A 17,429-nucleotide genomic window follows, 5' to 3' on the forward strand; every position below is an offset into this window, starting at 1 on the left:
GGAACTCAGGCAAAAGCGGGCAGCGGCGGTGGGGCGGCGTCGCGTACGGCCAGGTCGACGCGATCGCGCGCGCTGGCGATGGCCTCGACCAGACCCCGCACCTGTTCCGGTGCATGCAGTGCGGACAGCGTGACGCGCAGGCGCGCCTTGCCTTCCGGCACCGTCGGCGGGCGGATCGCGCCAACCAGCCAGCCGGCCTGTTCCAGCGCCTTGGACATCGCCATTGCGCTGTGGTCATCGCCGCACAGCAGCGGCTGGATCGGCGTTTCCGAGGCCATCAGGTCCAGCCCGTGGCGGCGTGCTTCGCTGCGGAACAGCGCGATCAGGTCGGCCAGCTTGGAGCGGCGCCAGTTGTCCCGGCGCGCCAGGCGCACCGCCTCGAGTGCAGCAGCGGCCATCGCCGGTGGCACGGCGGTGGTGTAGATGTACGGGCGCGCGGTTTCGGCCAGGTGTTCGACCAGATCGTCGCGGCCCAGCACCAGCGCACCAGAACCGCCCAAGGCCTTGCCCAGCGTCACCAGCTGCAGCGGTACGTCGTCCACGCCCAGCCCGGCGGCAGCAACGGCGCCACGGCCATCACCCACCACGCCCACGCCATGTGCGTCATCGACGTAGAACAACGCCTGCTGCAGGCGCGCGACCAGCGACAACGCACGCAGCGGCGCGATGTCGCCATCCATGCTGAAGACACCGTCGGTAGCGAGCATCGCCGCGCCGTCGGGCGCGTGCTTGAGCTGGCGCATCGCGCCTTCCGCATCCAGGTGCGGGTAGCGGCGCAGGCGCGCACCGGCCAGCCGCGTCGCATCGAGCAGGCTGGCGTGGTTGAGCTTGTCCTGCACGCAGACATCGTTCTCTTCGCTCAGCAGCGCCTGCTGCACCGCCAGGTTGGCGGCGAAGCCACTGCCGAACAGCAATGCACGCGGGTAACCCAGCCACTCGGCCACTTCGCGTTCGAGTGCGTCGTGCATCGCGTGGTGGCCGCAGACCAGGTGCGAGGCACCGGCACCGGCACCTTCGCGCGCAGCAGCATCCTGCAGCGCATTGACCACGCTGAACTGCTGGGCCAGGCCCAGGTAGTCGTTGCTGCAGAAGCCGGTCAGCCACTGGCCGTCCACTTCCAGGCGCACGCCATCACGACGGCTGACCGTGCGTCGCGGGCGGCGACGGCCTTGGGCATCGCGCAGGGCGCGCTGGGCGTGGAGGCGGGCGGTCAGGTCGGGGCGGGCCATGGTGGCTGAATGCGTCGACGGGGCGGCTAGGGTAGCGCGTTGCCGCGGCGCCTGCTTGCGGCGCGTCTCAGGCCGCGTGAGCGCAGCCACAGCCGGGCGTATCGGCACTGATATCGGCGTGCACGGTACCGCCGTGATCGTGGCCCTCGGCATCCACCTGCACCGCCATCGGCTGCAGGCCCAGCCGCGCGAACAGCGCCAGGTCGCGTTCGCTTTCCGGGTTGCCGGTGGTCAGCAGCTTGTCGCCGTAGAAGATCGAGTTGGCACCTGCCAGGAAGCACAGCGCCTGCAGCTCGTCGCTCATCGCCTCGCGGCCGGCCGACAGCCGCACCATCGAGCGCGGCATGGCGATGCGGGCGACCGCGATCATGCGCACGAACTCGAACGGGTCCAGCTCGGCGCTGCCATGCAGCGGCGTACCCGCCACCTGCACCAGCTTGTTGATCGGCACCGAATCCGGATGCGCCGGCAACGTGGCCAGCGCCAGCAGCAGTCCGACGCGCTGCGCGCGCGTCTCGCCCATGCCGACGATGCCGCCGCAGCAGGTCTTCAGGCCGGCGTCGCGCACGTGCTCCAGCGTGTCCAGGCGGTCCTGGTACTGGCGCGTGTGGATGATCGAATCGTAGTAGTCCGGCGCAGTGTCGAGGTTGTGGTTGTAGTAGTCCAGGCCCGCATCCTTCAACGCACGCGCCTGCTCGCCGCTGAGCATGCCCAGCGTGGCGCAGGTCTCCAGCCCCAGTGCCTTCACCCCGGCGATCATCGCTGCCACCTTCGGGATATCGCGGTCCTTCGGCGAACGCCACGCTGCGCCCATGCAGAAGCGCGAGGCGCCGGCGGCCTTGGCCTGGCGGGCCTTGGCCAGCACCGCATCGGTCTCCATCAGCTTCTGCGCGTTCACGCCGGTGTTGTAGCGCTGCGCCTGCGGGCAGTACGCGCAGTCTTCCGGGCAGCCGCCGGTCTTCACCGACAGCAGCGTGGAGACCTGCACCTGCGATGGGTCGAAATGCTCGCGATGGACCGCTGCGGCGCGGAACAGCAGCTCGGGGAACGGCAGATCGAACAGCGCCTGCAGTTCGTCGTGTTGCCAGTCGTGGCGGATGGCAGCAGCCATGGCGGGACCTTGGGTACGAATGGAGCGAGGGCGGCAGTGTGGGTGGGCTGGCGAGGGCTGTCAACCTGAATATTCTAGTGTGGTTTACAGAAATCGACTGCCAGAAATGCGCGCTACGGTGTAAGTTCATTGCTGCATACGGACTCGCGAGCATGAGCCATGGACAGCTACCAGCCCTACCCGATCCGCCGCGATGCGGTGCTGTGCAGCCTGGCCGAACTGCCTGACGGCGGCCTGCGCGTGGTGATGGATGATCTGCGCCAGACGGGTGAACCCGGGCACTGGCAGAACCGCATCTTCGTGACCTTCAAGGACTACGCGGCGGGGCAGCTCGATCCGTCGACGCTGCCGGACGAGGAGTTGCAGGCGTTCGGCCTGTACGTGCTGGTTCGCCTGCTGGCCATCAATGGCCGCCTGCGCGACACCGAGGAGGAGCCCGACAGCGATGTCCACCTTACCGAGCAGCAGCGACAGAACATCGCCGCGCTGACCGACGAGGACATCGCCTGGATCGATGCGCAACTGCTTTCCCACTGCGATGGGCAGTTCCGGAAAATCGCCTTCATCGTGGGCAACGCGATGTCGCTGGACCCGCAGCGCCGCCCCGGCATTGCCGATGTCTTCTACGCCCAGCGCGTGCGCAAACTGGTCGCGCGCGGCGCACTGGAAGCGCAGGGCGACCTGGCGCGCATGCGCCATGGCGAAGTGCGCATCCGGCAGCAGCCCTGACCGGTGATGCGAACGATGATGAGTTGGCACATCTGCCGCTCTATCTGGAGTGGCTGCGGCAGCAGCCCAACGTGCGCAGCGTGGAAAAGCGCCGGTGGCGGGAGCGACTGCCCGTCTAGCGGTGCACGCACGGCGCAGGCTGTCAGCAGGATCCATGGCCGGGCATTTCACCGCATCCTGCAAGGCCTTCAGCCACAGTAGCCGCTGTCCGCTTTCCTCCGCAGCGTCCAGACTGCCCTGCATGACCGATCTCCATCGCCTCCGCGGCCGCATCACCGCGCTGGTTCTCAGTGAGGCCTGGCGCCGCCGCGCCGCACTCTGGGGCGGCGCCGTGGCCGTGGCACTGGTGGCCATCCTGTTCGCCAAGGCCAGCGATGCGGCGTTCCATCTGTTCCAGCGCATCACCTCGCACTCGCCGTGGTGGGCCCTGCTGCTCACGCCGGGCATCTTCGCGCTGCTGGCCTGGCTGACCTCCGGCGTGCTGAAGCCCACGCGGGGCAGCGGCATTCCGCAGGTCATCGCTGCGCTGGACAAGGCCGATGAGCCGTTCCGGAAAACCAACCTGTCACCTGCGGTTTCGGCCGGCAAGCTGCTGCTGACCTCGCTGTCATTGCTGGGCGGTGCATCGGTCGGCCGCGAGGGCCCGACGGTGCATGTGGGTGCAAGCCTGATGTACCTGTTCGGCCGCTGGTTCGGCTTCAAGGATCCGCGTGAGCTTTCGCACTTCCTGCTGGCCGGCGGCGCCGCGGGCATCGCGGCGGCCTTCAACACGCCGCTGGCGGGCATCGTCTTCGCCATCGAGGAGCTCAGCGGCCGTTTCGAGCATCGCTTCTCCGGCACCCTGCTGACCGCGGTGATTGTCGGCGGCGTGGTGTCGCTGGGCCTGCTCGGCAACTACACCTACTTCGGTCATGTGAGTGCGCGGCTGCCGCTGGGCCAGGGCTGGCTGGCGATCCTGCTGTGCGGCGTGGTGGCCGGGTTGCTGGGTGGATTGTTCGCGCGCGCGGTGCTGGCCAGTGCGGCGGGCCGCCCGCGATGGCTGGGCCAGCTGCGGCAGCGGCATCCGGTGCAGCTGGCTGCAGGCTGTGGGCTGGTGGTGGTGGCGCTGGCTTTGACGTTCGGCGAAGGCGCGTTCGGCACCGGCTACGAACAGGCGCGCAGCCTGGTGCAGGGGCAGGCGATGGTCGGCCACGAGTTCGGGTTGATGAAGCTGCTGGCGAATCTGGCGTCCTACGTGGCGGGCATTCCCGGCGGCCTGTTCTCGCCGGCGCTGGCGGTCGGTGCCGGCCTTGGCCACAACCTGGCGGTGCTGATGCCGGGCGTGGACCCGCGCGCGTTCGTGCTGCTGGGCATGTGTGCCTACCTGACCGGCGTCACCCAGGCGCCACTGACCTCGGCGGTGATCTCGCTGGAACTGACCGACAGCGGCGACCTGCTGTTGCCGATCCTGGCGACGGTGCTGATCGCGCGTGGTGTGTCCGGGCTGGTGTGCAGGGTGCCGATCTATCGCGGGTTGGCGGAGCTGTTGATGGTGCCGAAAGCGGTTGAAGATGTGGCTGTCGAGGCGCCTGCTGTGCGAACCTCCCGCACCCGTGAAAATGGAGATGACTAGGAGCAATGCAGCCTGGAGTCGCAATGTTCCTCCCACAGGAGGTGTTGGCGCCGTTACGGTGCTACTTCGTCACCGATGATGGTTCGCTTCCGGAAGTGGAGCTCGCCTACCGAGAAGCCGCCGGGACGGCCGATGCGTTCGCCTATCTGTTTGCCTGCGGTGCCCGCGTCGCTCGTTCTGGAAGCGAGCAGCTCTGGCTCCGTGCGGAAGATCGTGGTCAGCCGTTCATGGGACCGGGCGACGCGCGACGTGTTCTCCAGGACGAAGTGGAACCCTTCCATGTCGGTCTTGCAGACATCGCCTGCGGTGGCGTTCTTCTGCCAGAACTGGGTGTGCTCGTCATGCGCCATGGGTTGACGCTCGACTACCGCATGGGATCGTCATGGGGTGAGCGGGAGGTCCAGGCCTTCCTGCTTCTTCTGCACCAGCTGCAGCGGCGGGGTGGGGTGATGACCGTTCCCTGGTGGGGTGAACAAGGCCAGCACAGGTTCGAGACCGCGCTGGCAGCCGTTGAGATGTGTTGAGCGGGTTCGCCGCGAGGCAGGCACGCAACGGATGGACAACATCCATTGCTTCAATCAACGCGGTCAATCAGCCCTCCATCTTCACTCCAGTGGTGAAGCTGATTCCGCGTTGCGCCGTCTACCCGATGCCGCGCGCGACGCAGAAGATGCGTCCACGCCGGGGCTGCACCCGGACCCGCATCGAGAGCGCGACCATGATCAACTGCCGTATCCGCCGCCTGGCGGCTGCCGTCCTGGCCCTGGCCAGTTCCCCCGCGCTGGCGCTGGCTGGCACCCCCGTGCTGCCCAGCGAACGCAGCATCGGTGTCATCGAGCCGGTGGCACGTTTCGAAGGCGCCATGCCCACCAGCGTGGCGGTGTCTGAAAGCGGACGCATCTTCGTCAACTTCCCACGCTGGGGCGATGACGTGGCCTGCAGCGTGGCCGAATGGCGCGACGGCCGCGCCGTGCCCTATCCGGATGCGCGCATCAACAGCGCTGAAGGACCGGACCCGGCGGCCCACTTCATCAGCGTGCAGAGCTTGGTGGCCGATGGCCAGGGGCGCCTCTGGGTGCTGGATACCGCTGCGCCGGGCTTCTCTGCTCCGCAGGCCGGCGGTGCCAAGCTGGTGGCGATCGACCTTGCCACCAACAGCGTGGCCAGGACCCTGGTGTTCCCGTCCAACGTCATCGATGCACGAACCTACGTCAACGATGTGCGCTTCGACTTCCGGGTCGGCCGCGAGGGCGTGGCCTACGTGACCGATTCGTCGCTGAGCGGTATCGGCGGCATCATCGTGATCGACCTCGCCACCGGCGCCGCGTCCAAGCGACTGGTCGGCCACGTGTCCACCTCGGCCGATCCCGCCTTCGCGCCGATCGTGGAAGGGCAGCAGATGCGACTGCGCAACGCCGATGGTTCGTCGGCGCCGTTCACCGTGGCCGCCGATGGCATCGCCCTGTCGCCCGATGGCGGCACGCTGTTCTACACGCCATTGTCCAGTCGTCATCTGTACAGCGTGCCGACCGCGCTGCTGCGTGACCCGAAGGTGAGCGAAGCGGAACTGGCGGCGGCGGTGGTCGACCTGGGCGACAAGGGCGCCTCCGATGGCATGGAGATGGACGCCGACGGGCGGCTGTATGCCAGCGATTACGAGCACAACGCCATCCATGCCCGCGACGCGCAGGGGCGATGGACGACGGTGGTGCACGACCCGCGCATCCTGTGGCCGGATACGCTGTCGATGGGGCCGGACGGCTATCTGTACTTCACCGCCAACCAGCTGCATCGCCAGGCCGGCTTCAATGGCGGGGTGGATCGTCGGCAGAAGCCTTACATGGTGTACCGCACGCGGGTGGATGCCGCGCCTGCGCCGACGCGGTGAGGTGCTCCGTAGACGGGTAAGGATGCCTACGGGTTGAAGAGCGTGTACCTGATGGCCTCGCGGCAGCGGCGCGATCACGCTGTAGCGCATGCCGGCCCTGTTCAAGCCCACCCGCCTTCTGCAGGCAGCGCTTCGCGTGCTGCTGCCACTGCGTTGCCTGGTCTGTGGCGAGCCGGGCCACGATGGACTTGATCTGTGCGGCGCCTGCTCTGCCGAACTGCCCTGGGCCGGCCGGGCCTGCCTGCGCTGCGCGCTGCCGCTACCTGACAACGCCCTGATCGTCTGCGGCATATGCCGTGACGAGGTACCGCCACAGGCTGCCACGCATGCCAGCCTGCTGTACCTGCCGCCTGTGGATCAGCTGCTGGTGCGCTACAAGTTCCATCAGGACCTGGCGGCAGGTCGCCTGCTCGCGCAGCTGATGCTGCGCGCACCGCCGCCATGGCCGTGCGCGCCGCTGGTGCCGGTGCCGCTGCACAATCGACGCCTGCGCCAGCGTGGCTACAACCAGGCCGCCGAACTGTGCCGTCTGTTGCCGATGCCGGTCTGGCAGGGCCTCTACCGGCGCCGCCACACCGCGCCGCAGTCCGAGCGCAGCGCAGAGCAGCGCCGGGATAATCTCTTTGACGCATTCGGCACGCGCTTGTCGCCGCCGGCACGGCTGACCATCGTGGACGATGTGATGACCACCGGCAGCACGGTGATGGAAATCGCCGAGACGTTGCGCTTGGCGGGTGCCAAGGACGTGCGGGTATGGGTGTGCGCACGGGTGCCGTGACGGCCGGGCCGCAATGGGTGCACGGATGCAAAGACCCTAAAGTTCCGCGCACTCCCGCCGATAGCAGTTGGCGGTCGAGTCGGTGTTGGCCGCATGTTCTATCTGCACGATGTCTGTTCACAGCTTCAGGTCTGTACCAATGCTGGACAAGGAAGTCGTTGATGGGTAACAGAAAAGCAGGATGCAGCATGCGTGCCGTTCTGGGCACTGCGGGGCTGTTGTGGATCGGCGTCGTGCATGCGCAGTCGGCCAGTCCCTCGTTCGCCGAGCAGCAGGAACTGCGCGAACGCGCCGAGCGCGAGGCACGCGAGCGTGAGCAGCGGCAGGCATTGCCGGATGTATCACGCGAACAGCCCGCCACTGCCACCGATCTGCATTCGCTGGAACTGCCGGACGAACAACCGTGCTTCACCTTGCAGCAGCTGCAGCTTGACGGCGCGCAGCTGGGGCAGTTCGCGTTCCTGCAGCGCTATCTCGACCGCTATCGCGGCCGCTGCGTGGGCCAGCAGGGCATCGCGCTGATCGTGCGGCGTGCCTCGGACCTGGCGCTGGCCAAGGGTTACGTGACCACCCGCATCGGCCTGCCCGAGCAGAGTCTGGGCAGCGGAACCCTGCGCCTGCAGCTGGTGCCGGGCGTGATCCGGCAGATCCGCTTCAACGCGGAAGAGGTACCCGATTCGATGTGGAAGAGTGCGTTTCCCGCGCGGCCGGGGGACGTGCTCAATCTGCGCGCGTTGGAACAGGGCCTGGAACAGCTCAAGCGCGTTCCGTCTCAGGACGTGAACATGGAACTGGTGCCGGGCGAGGCGCCCGGCGAATCGGACGTGGTCGTCAGCATCCGCCACGGCAAGCGCTGGCGCGCCTCGGTGTCGCTGGATGATGCCGGCAGCCGTGCGACCGGAAAGCAGCAGGTCGGCGCGACCGCATGGGTAGACAACCTGGCTCGCGTCAACGACCTGCTCAGCGTTGGCGTCAGCAGCGATGGCAGTGCCGACAAGGGCCGGGGTACCCACGGCTTCAATGCGTCGTGGTCGGTTCCGCTGGGCAACTGGCGTTTCAGCACCAGTACCTACAGCTCGCGCTACAAGCAGACCATCGCCAGCAACGCCGACACGTTCGCCAGCACCGGCACCTCCAGCAACGTCGATCTGGCGGTGGAGCGGCTTCTGGTGCGCGGCCAGAGCTACCGCAGCGGCATCGAGCTGCGCGTGGCGCAACGGTCGTCGCACAGCTACGTGGAAGGCGTGGAGATCGAAGGCCAGCGCCGCCGTACCACCTCGGTCGAGCTGGCGTTGCTGCACCGCCAGTACCTGGGGCGGGTGCAGGCCGATATCCGCCTGGCGCACCGCCGTGGCGTGCCATGGCTGGGGGGGGATGATGACGCCGTGGGCCGTGATGACCTGGCGCCGACGTTCCGTTACGGGCTGACCACGCTGGATATCGGCGCCGGTGGCGCACTGACCTCCGGGCCGCGCCCGCTGGCATGGAACACCGCGCTCCGCTACCAGTGGAGCGAGGACACGCTGTACGGCTCGGAGTTCATCAGCGTCGGTGGCCGCTATACCGTCAACGGCTTCGACGGCGAGGTGCCACTCGGTGGCAGCCGTGGCGGCTACTGGCGCAACAGCATCAGCTGGATGGCACACCGTGCCATCGCGCCCTATGCGGGCATCGATATCGGCCACATCCAGCGCGACGACCGCCAGGGGATCGGCGGCGGAACCCTCAGCGGCGCCCACCTGGGTGCACGTGGCGAGCTGGGCGGATTGGCGTGGGATGGCTTCGTCGGCGTACCGATGAGCCGCCCGGCGTGGCTCAAGCATGAGGCACGCGGGCACGTCATCGGATTCCGCGCGTCCTGGCAGTTCTGATTCGACTGGAAGCACCGTCGCCAGGTGGCGACGTGATCGGGTTGTTGTGTGTGCAGTTCCCCCTGGGTTGATGGAAGCACCTGGCATGAAGAACGTATTCCGCAGTCTGTCCCTGTCCGCTTCGGGCGCCGGTTGGGCCACGCGCCTGCGCATCGCGATGGCGAGCGCCACCCTGGCATTGGCATTCCTGGCCCCGGGCAGCTCATTTGCCCAGGTGCAGGTGCAGGCCGGCGAGCAGGCACGGGCCGACCAGGCGGCGAACGGCGTACCGGTGATCCAGATCAACCGGCCCAACGCAGGCGGCGTATCGCACAACCGCTTCCAGGACTACAACGTCGGGCGCGAAGGGCAGATCCTCAACAACAGCGCGAGCACCGTACAGACCCAGCTGGGTGGCTACATCCAGGGCAACGGCAACCTGCAGCCGGGCCAGTCGGCACGGTTGATCCTCAACGAGGTGACATCCACCAACGCCTCGCACCTGCAGGGCCATATCGAGGTGGCGGGGCGCTCGGCGGCGGTGATCGTCGCCAACCCCAACGGCATCACCTGCGATGGCTGCGGCTTCATCAACACCACCCGTGGCACGCTGACCACCGGCACCCCGGTGTTCGGCAACGATGGCAGCCTGTCGGCGTTCCGGGTGTCCCGCGGAACGATCCGCCTGGAAGGCAACGGGCTGGATGCCGGCAACCTGGAAGGTGTCGACCTGCTGGCCCGCGCGGTGCAGCTCAACGCTGGCCTGTGGGCACGCCAGGTGAACGTGGTGACCGGCGCCAACCAGATCGATGCCCAGACGCTGGCGACGCAGGCGATCAGCGGAGACGGCGAACGCCCGCAGTTCGGCCTGGACGTTGCCGCTCTCGGTGGCATGTATGCAGGCAAGATCCGCCTGGTCGGCACCGAGGCCGGCGTGGGCGTGCGCAGCGCCGGCCAGATGGTGGCCGACGCAGGCGACTTCATCCTGACCCAGGCCGGCGACGTCCGCCTGAGCGGACGCACGGCGGCCGCGGGCCGCCTGCAGATCGAAACCGAAGGTGACCTGAAGGCCGACGGTGCCCAGTACGCGCAAGGCGATCTTCAGATCCGTGCCCGGCAGGCGTCGCTTGCCGGTTCCACGTCGGCGGGCGCTGCGATGGCGGTACGCGCCCTCCAGAATCTGGACCTGGCCGGCAACACCCAGGCCGCGCAGGTGCAGCTGGACGCCGGCGGCACGCTGACGCTGGCTGACACGGTGAAGAGTGCGGGCAGCGTCGCGCTGGCCGCCGCACAGCTGCAGAACCGTGCACAGGTGACCGCAGGCGCCGGGCTTGCCGTGCGTGCCGACACGCTGGTGCAGGGCAAGGGCGCGCGCCTGGGCGCGCAGGCCGTGCTCGATGTGCAGGCGCGCCAGGTGGACAACGCCGGCCTGCTGCTGGGCAACCAGGGCGTACGGATGCAGGCCGCGCAGCTGCACAACGCCGGCCAGCTGTACAGCGACGCCGACGTCGAACTCGACGCGGCCAGCATCGACAACGAGGGCATCATCGGTGCCGGTGCCAACCTGCGTGTGGCGGCCGACCGCATCACCCAGCTGAAGGGCGCCGAGCTGTCTGCAGGCGTGCTGCTGAAGGCCCAGGCGCGCCAGCAGCTGGACAACGCCGGACGCATCCTCTCCGAGCAGACGCTGGAACTGTCTGCCGGCGGCGTGGACAACCAAGGCACTCTCGAGGCCCGCCAGGCCACGCTGACGGTCGACCGTCTGCGCAACAGCGGCACGCTGCAGGCAGTAGATCTGCTGGCGCTGAAGGCCAATGCACGCATCGACAATGACCCCACCGGCAGCATCCAGGGGGGCAAGGGCCTGCAGGTCGACGCGGATGTGCTGGACAACGCCGGCATCATCGGCAGTGCGGCCGATGCCCGCCTGTCTGCTGCCACGCTCGACAACCGCAACCGGCTTGAAGCCGGCGGCACGCTGACCCTGCAGGGCGGCGCGCTGCGCCAGCWGGCGGCCGCCACGGCGCTGGCACGCGTGTTGGCCGTGGACATGCAGAAGGTGACCAATGCCGGTCGCCTGCACGGCCAGCAGGCCCTGGACCTGCACGCGACCGAACTTGCCAACAGCGGCGTGATCTATGGCGGTGACCGCGCCCGGCTGCGCACCACCACGCTGGACAACGCGGGTGTAGTCGCCAGCGATGGCGCGCTGGACGTGCGCGCGGATGCATTGCACAACCGCGCTGGTGGCAACCTGTCCAGTGCGCAGTCGCTGCAGCTGGATGCGGTGACGCTGGACAACGCAGGCAACGTGTTCGCCAAGGGCGCGCTGACGGCCACGGCCGATGTGATCGACAACCGTGGCGACCTCTACGGCGCCGGCGATGTCGATGTCACCGCGCGCGATTCGCTGGACAACCAGGGCAGCCTGGTGGCCGGCCAGGCGTTGCAGGTGCGGGGCCGGACCCTGCGCAGCCAGGGTGAACTGGGCAGCGAGCGCGGCAACGTGCAGCTCGGCAGTGACCAGGCGTTGGTACTGGGGGGCCGTACGCTGGCGGCGGGCATGTTGACCGCGCACGCGGGCGGCACCCTGGACCAGTCGGGCAAGGTCTTCGCGCAGCAGGGCGTCGCGCTGTCCGCTGATGCCAGCGTGACGCTGAAGGGAACGATCGACAGCGCCGCCGATCTGCAGGTGCGCAGCGGAGGCGATCTGGACAACCAGGCCGCGTTGTTCGCCAGCGGCGCGTTGTCGCTGCAGGCCGCGCAGGCCGTGCGCAATGCTGCCGACGTGCAGGCGCGCACCGTCACGCTGCAGGCTGCCCAGGCCAGCAATCGCGGGCGCATGCTGGCCTCGGGTGACATCGAGGTGCGCGCAGGGCAGATCGACAACAGCGGCGTGATCGTGGCGGGCCTGCTGGCCGACGGCAAGGTTGGCAGCACCGGCAGCGTCACCCTTGATGCGCGCCAGCAGCTGCGCAATGCCGGCCAGATCAACGCCGGCCAGCAGGTTCACCTGCTGGGCGACAGCCTGCTGCTGGAAGGTGGCCAGGTCTGGTCGGGTGGCACTCTGCTGGCCCAGGCGCGCACCGGCGAATGGCGCAATGCTGGCGGCAGCCTGACCGCCATCGGTCTGCTCGACCTGCGTGCCACCGACCTGCTGCGCAATGCCGGCAGCCTGCAGGGCATGCGCATCGGCCTGCTGGCGGCTGCGCTGGACAACAGCGCCGGCGAACTGCTGCAGACCGGCACCGACCCCTTTGAACTGAGCCTGACAGGTGCCCTGCGCAACACCGGCGGGCGCATCGCCGCCAACGCCGGCAGTGTCCACCTGAAGGCTGCGCAGCTGCTGAACCAGGGCGGCCGCATCGAGCATGCGGGCACGGGTGTGCTGAAGATCGAGGCGGACACGCTGGACAACAGCAGTGCCGGTCTGATCGTCGGCAACGGCGAGGCGGACGTGGCCGTTGCCGGTCGCCTCGACAACAGCGGCGGTACGCTGACCGCGGGCACCGGTGCCCGCGTGACCGGTACGGAGATCGTCAACGCCGGTGGCCGCCTGGATGCCGGTGGCACCCTCACCGTGGACGCCACGGGGGCGGTGGACAACCGCACTGGCACCATCGTGCAGCGTGGCGCCGGCCAGCTGCAGGTGCTGGCCTCCCAGCTGGACAACAGCAATGGCCTGCTGGGGGCCGAGGGCAATGCGCGCGTGACCAGTCGCACGGGCGACCTGCGCAACGTGGATGGCAACCTGTACGCCCGCCAGGAACTCGCGCTCGACGTGGCCGGTGCGCTGGCCAACCAGCGTGGTCTGGTCCACGGCGGCACCTCGCTGGATCTGCAGATCCGCCAGGCACTGGACAACAGCCAGGGCAACATCGAAGCACAGGGCACGGCGAACATCCGCGCTGCCTCAGTGGGCAACCGTGGCGGCCGCATCGTGGCCAACGGCACCGGGCCGCTGACGCTGGAATCGGCCGGTGCGCTGGACAACCGTGGCGGCACCCTGGGCAGCACCGGCGGCGCGCTGGCGCTGACCGCAGGCAGCGTGGACAACCGCGCCGAAGGCGGCCAGGCCAAGCTGGTGGCTGGAACCGACCTGCGCCTGCAGACCGCATCGCTGGACAACGCCGGCAGCATGGTCCACGCCGCCAATACCCTGTACCTGGAGCGCGCAGGCGCACAGGTATTCAACGTTGGTGGCCAGCTCAGCGCAGGCAATCTGCTGCGCCTGGATCTTGCCGCGCTGGACAACAGCAACGGCCGGCTGCTCAGTCGCCAGAGCCAGCTGACGCTGGGCAGCCTGGCCAATGGTGGTGGCGAAATCAGCGCCTATGAAGCACTCGGCGCACGCCTGCAGGCCTTCAGCGGCATCGGCCGCCTGTTCGGCGGCAGCGAACTGCGCCTGACGCTGGCGGGCGATTACGTGCATGGCAACGGCCAGCGCCTGGAGAGCAACGGGCTGCTGAAGCTGGACGTGGCCGGCGCACTGGTCAACCAGGGGCGCCTGGAGAGCAAGGGCACCCTTGAAGTCTCGGCGGCCCGGATCGAGAACACCGCCTCTGCATTGCTCAATGCCACGGCAGGCAATGGCAGCGGCCGCGTCGTGCTGACCACGGCAGGTGACTTCAGCAATGCCGGTCGCGTGGACGGCGATACGGTGGAGGTGTCGGCTGCCAACATCACCAACACCGGCACCCTGATGGGCAACGCCTTGGAACTGCGCGCCTCGCGCATCACCAACGGCCGCGACCTGGGCGACACGCTGGTCGCACGCGATTACAACGAAGGGCTGATGGCGGCTACCGGCCGCATCAACCTGTATGCCAACTACATCGACAACCTCGACGGCGAGCTCTTCAGCCTGGGCGATATCCGCCTGCAGGGCTGGAACGGTGGCAATGCCCAGCAGATCCGCAACCGCTCCGGGCGCATCCAGGCCGAGAACGACCTGATCCTGGCTGCGCTGGGCGTGGCCAACGAGCGCCGTGTGCTGGTCACCCAGCACAAGGTCTACAGCGGCAACGAAGGCGCTGCCGACCCGGACAGCGGCACGTTCAGGGTCGATGGCATCGACGGCCCGGCACCTCCGGGCAAGCTGTGCCCGGGTGACTGTGCCGTGCTGGAGGTCTGGACCGAGCACAAGGACCTGGTGCTGGAAGGCACCACCGTCATCGCCGCCAGCGCGGCGTCGCAGCTGATTTCCGGTCGCGACATGCAGATGTCCGGCGGCTCGGTCGACAACCGCAACTCGGCCATCGCTGCCGGTCGCAACCTCTCGATCAACGGCCGCGGCTCGTCCAACAGCGAAGACCCCAACGACTGGGCCGGCGTGGTCAACAACGAGGCGCTGGCCGGCTACAAGGTGGTCCAGCGTACGTCGACCATCGACTACACCTACCGCCCTTGCCCCAGCCGCTGCGACTTCGAGATCTATGGCGGCAGCCGCGCGCTGGGCACCAGCACGGTCACCAAGCAGGTCACCCTGGCCGGTGGCAATGCCAGCATCACCGCCGGCCGCAGGGTGCAGATCGAAGCGCGCGAGGTCAACAACGCCGTGGTCACCGCGCACAGTGGTGGCACGCCGCTGGACGTTGCCGGTTGGCAGGGCAACAACGCCTACGCACCCGAACTGGGCCAGCAGCAGGGCGCCGGCGCGGTCGGCGGCAACGCTGGCGCACCGGGTGCACAGCAGGGCGTAGCCACCGGGCCTGCCAGCGCGCAGGCGCAGGGTGCGGGTACGGCCGGTGATACCGGCTCCCCGGGCCCCGGCCGTGTCACCACGGTGGCGCCGCCGCAGGTGGTGGGCAGCCCGCAGAATCCGCTGCCGGGCCTGTCGCTGCCCAGTGGCGGCCTGTACACGGTCAATCCGGGCAACCAGCGCTGGCTGGTGGAAACCGATCCGCGCTTCGCCAACTTCGGGCAGTGGATCGGCTCGGACTACATGTTCCAGCGCCTGAACCTGGACCCCGACAAGCAGCTGCGTCGGATGGGCGACGACTTCTACGAGCAGCGCCTGGTGATGGAACAGATCACCGGCCTGACCGGGCGTCGCTACCTGGATGCCGACCAGGGCGATGGCATGGGCCAGTACCGCGCCATGATGGATGCCGGCGTCAGCGAAGCCGCGCGCCAGCAGCTGAGCGTGGGCGTGGCGCTGTCGGCCGAACAGGTGGCCGCGCTCAACGAAGACATCGTGTGGATGGTCGCCCAGGAAGTGGACGGCCAGAAGGTGTTGGTACCGGTGGTGTACCTGTCCCAGGCCACCGCCAACCGCCTGCAGCTGGGGGGCGCCGCCATCGCCGGCGAGTCGGTGGAGATCCGCGCCGGCAATGTGTCCAACCAGGGCATGATCCGCGCCGATGATCGATTGACCATCGATACCGGCAGCCTGCTCAACGATCGCGGTGGCATTTCCGCTGGCGGCAATGCGCGCATCACTGCGGTGGAGGACATCCTCAACAACAGTGGCCTGATCCAGGGCGGGAACGTGGCCCTGGTGGCCGGCCGCGACCTGAAGAGTGTCAGTGGCATCGACGTGGCCAGCATCCGTAGTGGCGGCAGCCTGGCGCTGGAAGCCGGGCGTGACCTGGCACTGGTCGGTTCGCAGACCAGCGCCCGCGGCAACGCGGCGCTGGAGGCCGGCCGCGACCTCAACCTCACCACGCAGATGCAGGGTGATGGCAGCCTGCGCCGCACCACGCTGGATGTGGGCGGCAGCCTGTCACTGGATGCCGGCCGAGATCTGAACCTGACGGCAGTGACCGCCAAGGCCGGCGGCAGCGTCCATGCCACGGCCGGCAACGACATCAACCTCAACGCACTGACCACCACCGAACAGGGCGGCTGGGGCAGCAACCGCTACACGCGCGAAACCCTCAACGCCAGCGGCATCGAGGCCGGTGGCTCGCTGGGCATGCAGGCCGGACAGGACGTGAACCTGCAGGCCGCGCAGCTGAAGGCCGGCGACGGCCTGGCCGTGGTGGCCGGGCGCGATCTCAACCTGCAGGCCGAAACCACCACCAACACCAGCCAGCAGCAGAGCCGTGGCAAGCGCTTCTCGCAGACCACGCAGAGCATGGACGAGACCGTGCACGGCACCTCGCTGCAGGCCGGCGGTGACATCGCGCTGGTGGCGGGGCGCGATGCCAACCTCACTGCCACCCAGGTCGGCAGCACCGACGGTGGCATCAGCATCGCGGCCACGCGCGACGTGAATCTGCTGGCGGCGCAGGAGGACCACAGCTGGGAGCAGGAGACCACGCGCAGGAAGAAGGGCCTGCTGTCGAGCAAGACCACCACCACCTATGACGCGACCCGCGACAGCTTGGTGGTGGGCACCACGCTCAGCGGCGAGACCGTCACCATCGGCGCCGGTCGTGACGTCGTCGCGCAAGCGGCGCAGGTGGCTGCCACCGGTGATGTGGTGGTGGCCGCCACCCGTGACCTGACCATTGGCACGGCCACATCCACGCACAGCGAAGAGCATGACAAGACCGTCAAGCGCTCGGGTGTGTTCGGCGGCGGTGGCTTCAACCTGACCATCGGCCAGAGCAAGCTGGAAAAGGGCCTGGAGATCGAGCAGAGCGCGCCGCAGGGCAGCCTGATCGGTTCAACCGACGGGCGGGTCAATCTGAGTGCCGGCAATACCCTGCACATCACCGGTTCGGACGTGCTGTCGAAGACCGGTACGCAGCTGGTGGGCGGGCAGGTGGTGATCGACGCAGCGCAGGGCACCACCGACGTACACCAGAGCACCAAGCAGAAGAGTGCTGGCATCAACGTCGGCCTGACCGGCGGTGTGGTGGACGCCGCCCTGGCCGCCTACGGTGCGGCCAAGGCCGCCGGCAATGCGCAGGATGACCGTCTGAAGGCGCTGTACGCGGTGCAGGCGGCCAATGCCGCCGCTGGCGTGGGCGGCGCCATGCAGCAAGGCGCTTCCGGCGCTACTGACGGCGTAAGCCTGCGCATCGGCATCGGCGCCTCCAGCTCCAGTGCGAGCCAGACCAGCCACGACCAGTCGGCGGTGGGCAGCACCATCCGCAGCCAGGGCGACGTCAGCATCGTCGCCACCGCCGGTGACCTGAGCATCATCGGCAGCCAGGTGAAGGGTGACAACGTGGCGCTGGCCGCGCGGGACAACATCACCCTGCGTAGCGAAGCGGAAGACCACACGCAGTCGTCGAAGAACAAGAGCGGCAGCGGTGAGATCGGCTTCAGCATCGGCGCGCA

Annotated in this window: 9 protein-coding genes; 7 read left to right on the plus strand and 2 right to left on the minus strand. The window is 68.4% G+C overall.

Annotated elements, in window-relative coordinates:
- Nucleotides 1-5: 5 nt before the first annotated feature.
- Together bioF and bioB are read right to left on the minus strand one after the other, a co-directional pair.
- Nucleotides 6-1,229: an 8-amino-7-oxononanoate synthase gene (gene bioF, locus D7T59_RS06395; RefSeq protein WP_164137890.1), complete on the minus strand. Its 1,224-nt coding sequence runs from the start codon at nucleotides 1,227-1,229 to the stop codon at nucleotides 6-8.
- A gap of 67 nt (nucleotides 1,230-1,296) precedes the next feature.
- Entirely contained in the window at nucleotides 1,297-2,340 is a 1,044-nt protein-coding gene (gene bioB / locus D7T59_RS06400) for a biotin synthase BioB (protein WP_032127076.1), read from the minus strand.
- 159 nt (nucleotides 2,341-2,499) lie between these two features.
- Between bioB and D7T59_RS06405 the strand changes: the two genes are divergently transcribed.
- The 7 genes from D7T59_RS06405 to D7T59_RS06435 form a co-directional block, all read left to right on the plus strand.
- Nucleotides 2,500-3,069 (plus strand): DUF3658 domain-containing protein, encoded by a 570-nt coding sequence (locus tag D7T59_RS06405; RefSeq protein WP_180853337.1) that lies wholly within the window; start codon nucleotides 2,500-2,502, stop codon nucleotides 3,067-3,069.
- Between the two features lie 241 nt (nucleotides 3,070-3,310).
- Nucleotides 3,311-4,681, plus strand: a complete 1,371-nt coding sequence (locus D7T59_RS06410; protein ID WP_180853336.1) for a chloride channel protein — start codon at nucleotides 3,311-3,313, stop codon at nucleotides 4,679-4,681.
- Nucleotides 4,682-4,704: 23 nt separating this feature from the next.
- Nucleotides 4,705-5,205 (plus strand): hypothetical protein, encoded by a 501-nt coding sequence (locus D7T59_RS06415; protein WP_180853335.1) that lies wholly within the window; start codon nucleotides 4,705-4,707, stop codon nucleotides 5,203-5,205.
- A gap of 194 nt (nucleotides 5,206-5,399) precedes the next feature.
- Complete coding sequence (locus D7T59_RS06420) at nucleotides 5,400-6,569, plus strand: L-dopachrome tautomerase-related protein (RefSeq protein ID WP_180853333.1); 1,170 nt, start codon at nucleotides 5,400-5,402, stop codon at nucleotides 6,567-6,569.
- Nucleotides 6,570-6,657: 88 nt separating this feature from the next.
- On the plus strand, nucleotides 6,658-7,347 hold the full coding sequence (locus tag D7T59_RS06425; RefSeq protein WP_180853332.1) for a ComF family protein: 690 nt from the start codon (nucleotides 6,658-6,660) through the stop codon (nucleotides 7,345-7,347).
- Between the two features lie 188 nt (nucleotides 7,348-7,535).
- Nucleotides 7,536-9,218 carry a ShlB/FhaC/HecB family hemolysin secretion/activation protein gene (locus D7T59_RS06430; protein ID WP_258013197.1) on the plus strand — a complete coding sequence of 561 codons (1,683 nt, stop codon included), beginning with the start codon at nucleotides 7,536-7,538 and terminating at the stop codon, nucleotides 9,216-9,218.
- An 85-nt stretch (nucleotides 9,219-9,303) separates the two neighbouring features.
- Nucleotides 9,304-17,429, plus strand: an 8,126-nt coding sequence (locus D7T59_RS06435; protein WP_180853328.1) for a two-partner secretion domain-containing protein, incomplete at its 3' end; no start/stop codon positions are given.

Source organism: Stenotrophomonas maltophilia (assembly GCF_013464915.1).
GTDB classification, from domain to species: domain Bacteria; phylum Pseudomonadota; class Gammaproteobacteria; order Xanthomonadales; family Xanthomonadaceae; genus Stenotrophomonas; species Stenotrophomonas maltophilia_AT.

Excerpts from the sequence above, each read along its gene's own strand:
- bioF (WP_164137890.1), bottom strand. The coding sequence starts at position 1,229 with ATGGCCCGCCCCGACCTGACCGCCCGCCTCCACGCCCAGCGCGCCCTG.
- bioB (WP_032127076.1), bottom strand. The coding sequence starts at position 2,340 with ATGGCTGCTGCCATCCGCCACGACTGGCAACACGACGAACTGCAGGCG.
- D7T59_RS06405 (WP_180853337.1), top strand. The coding sequence starts at position 2,500 with ATGGACAGCTACCAGCCCTACCCGATCCGCCGCGATGCGGTGCTGTGC.
- D7T59_RS06410 (WP_180853336.1), top strand. The coding sequence starts at position 3,311 with ATGACCGATCTCCATCGCCTCCGCGGCCGCATCACCGCGCTGGTTCTC.
- D7T59_RS06415 (WP_180853335.1), top strand. The coding sequence starts at position 4,705 with ATGTTCCTCCCACAGGAGGTGTTGGCGCCGTTACGGTGCTACTTCGTC.
- D7T59_RS06420 (WP_180853333.1), top strand. The coding sequence starts at position 5,400 with ATGATCAACTGCCGTATCCGCCGCCTGGCGGCTGCCGTCCTGGCCCTG.
- D7T59_RS06425 (WP_180853332.1), top strand. The coding sequence starts at position 6,658 with ATGCCGGCCCTGTTCAAGCCCACCCGCCTTCTGCAGGCAGCGCTTCGC.
- D7T59_RS06430 (WP_258013197.1), top strand. The coding sequence starts at position 7,536 with ATGCGTGCCGTTCTGGGCACTGCGGGGCTGTTGTGGATCGGCGTCGTG.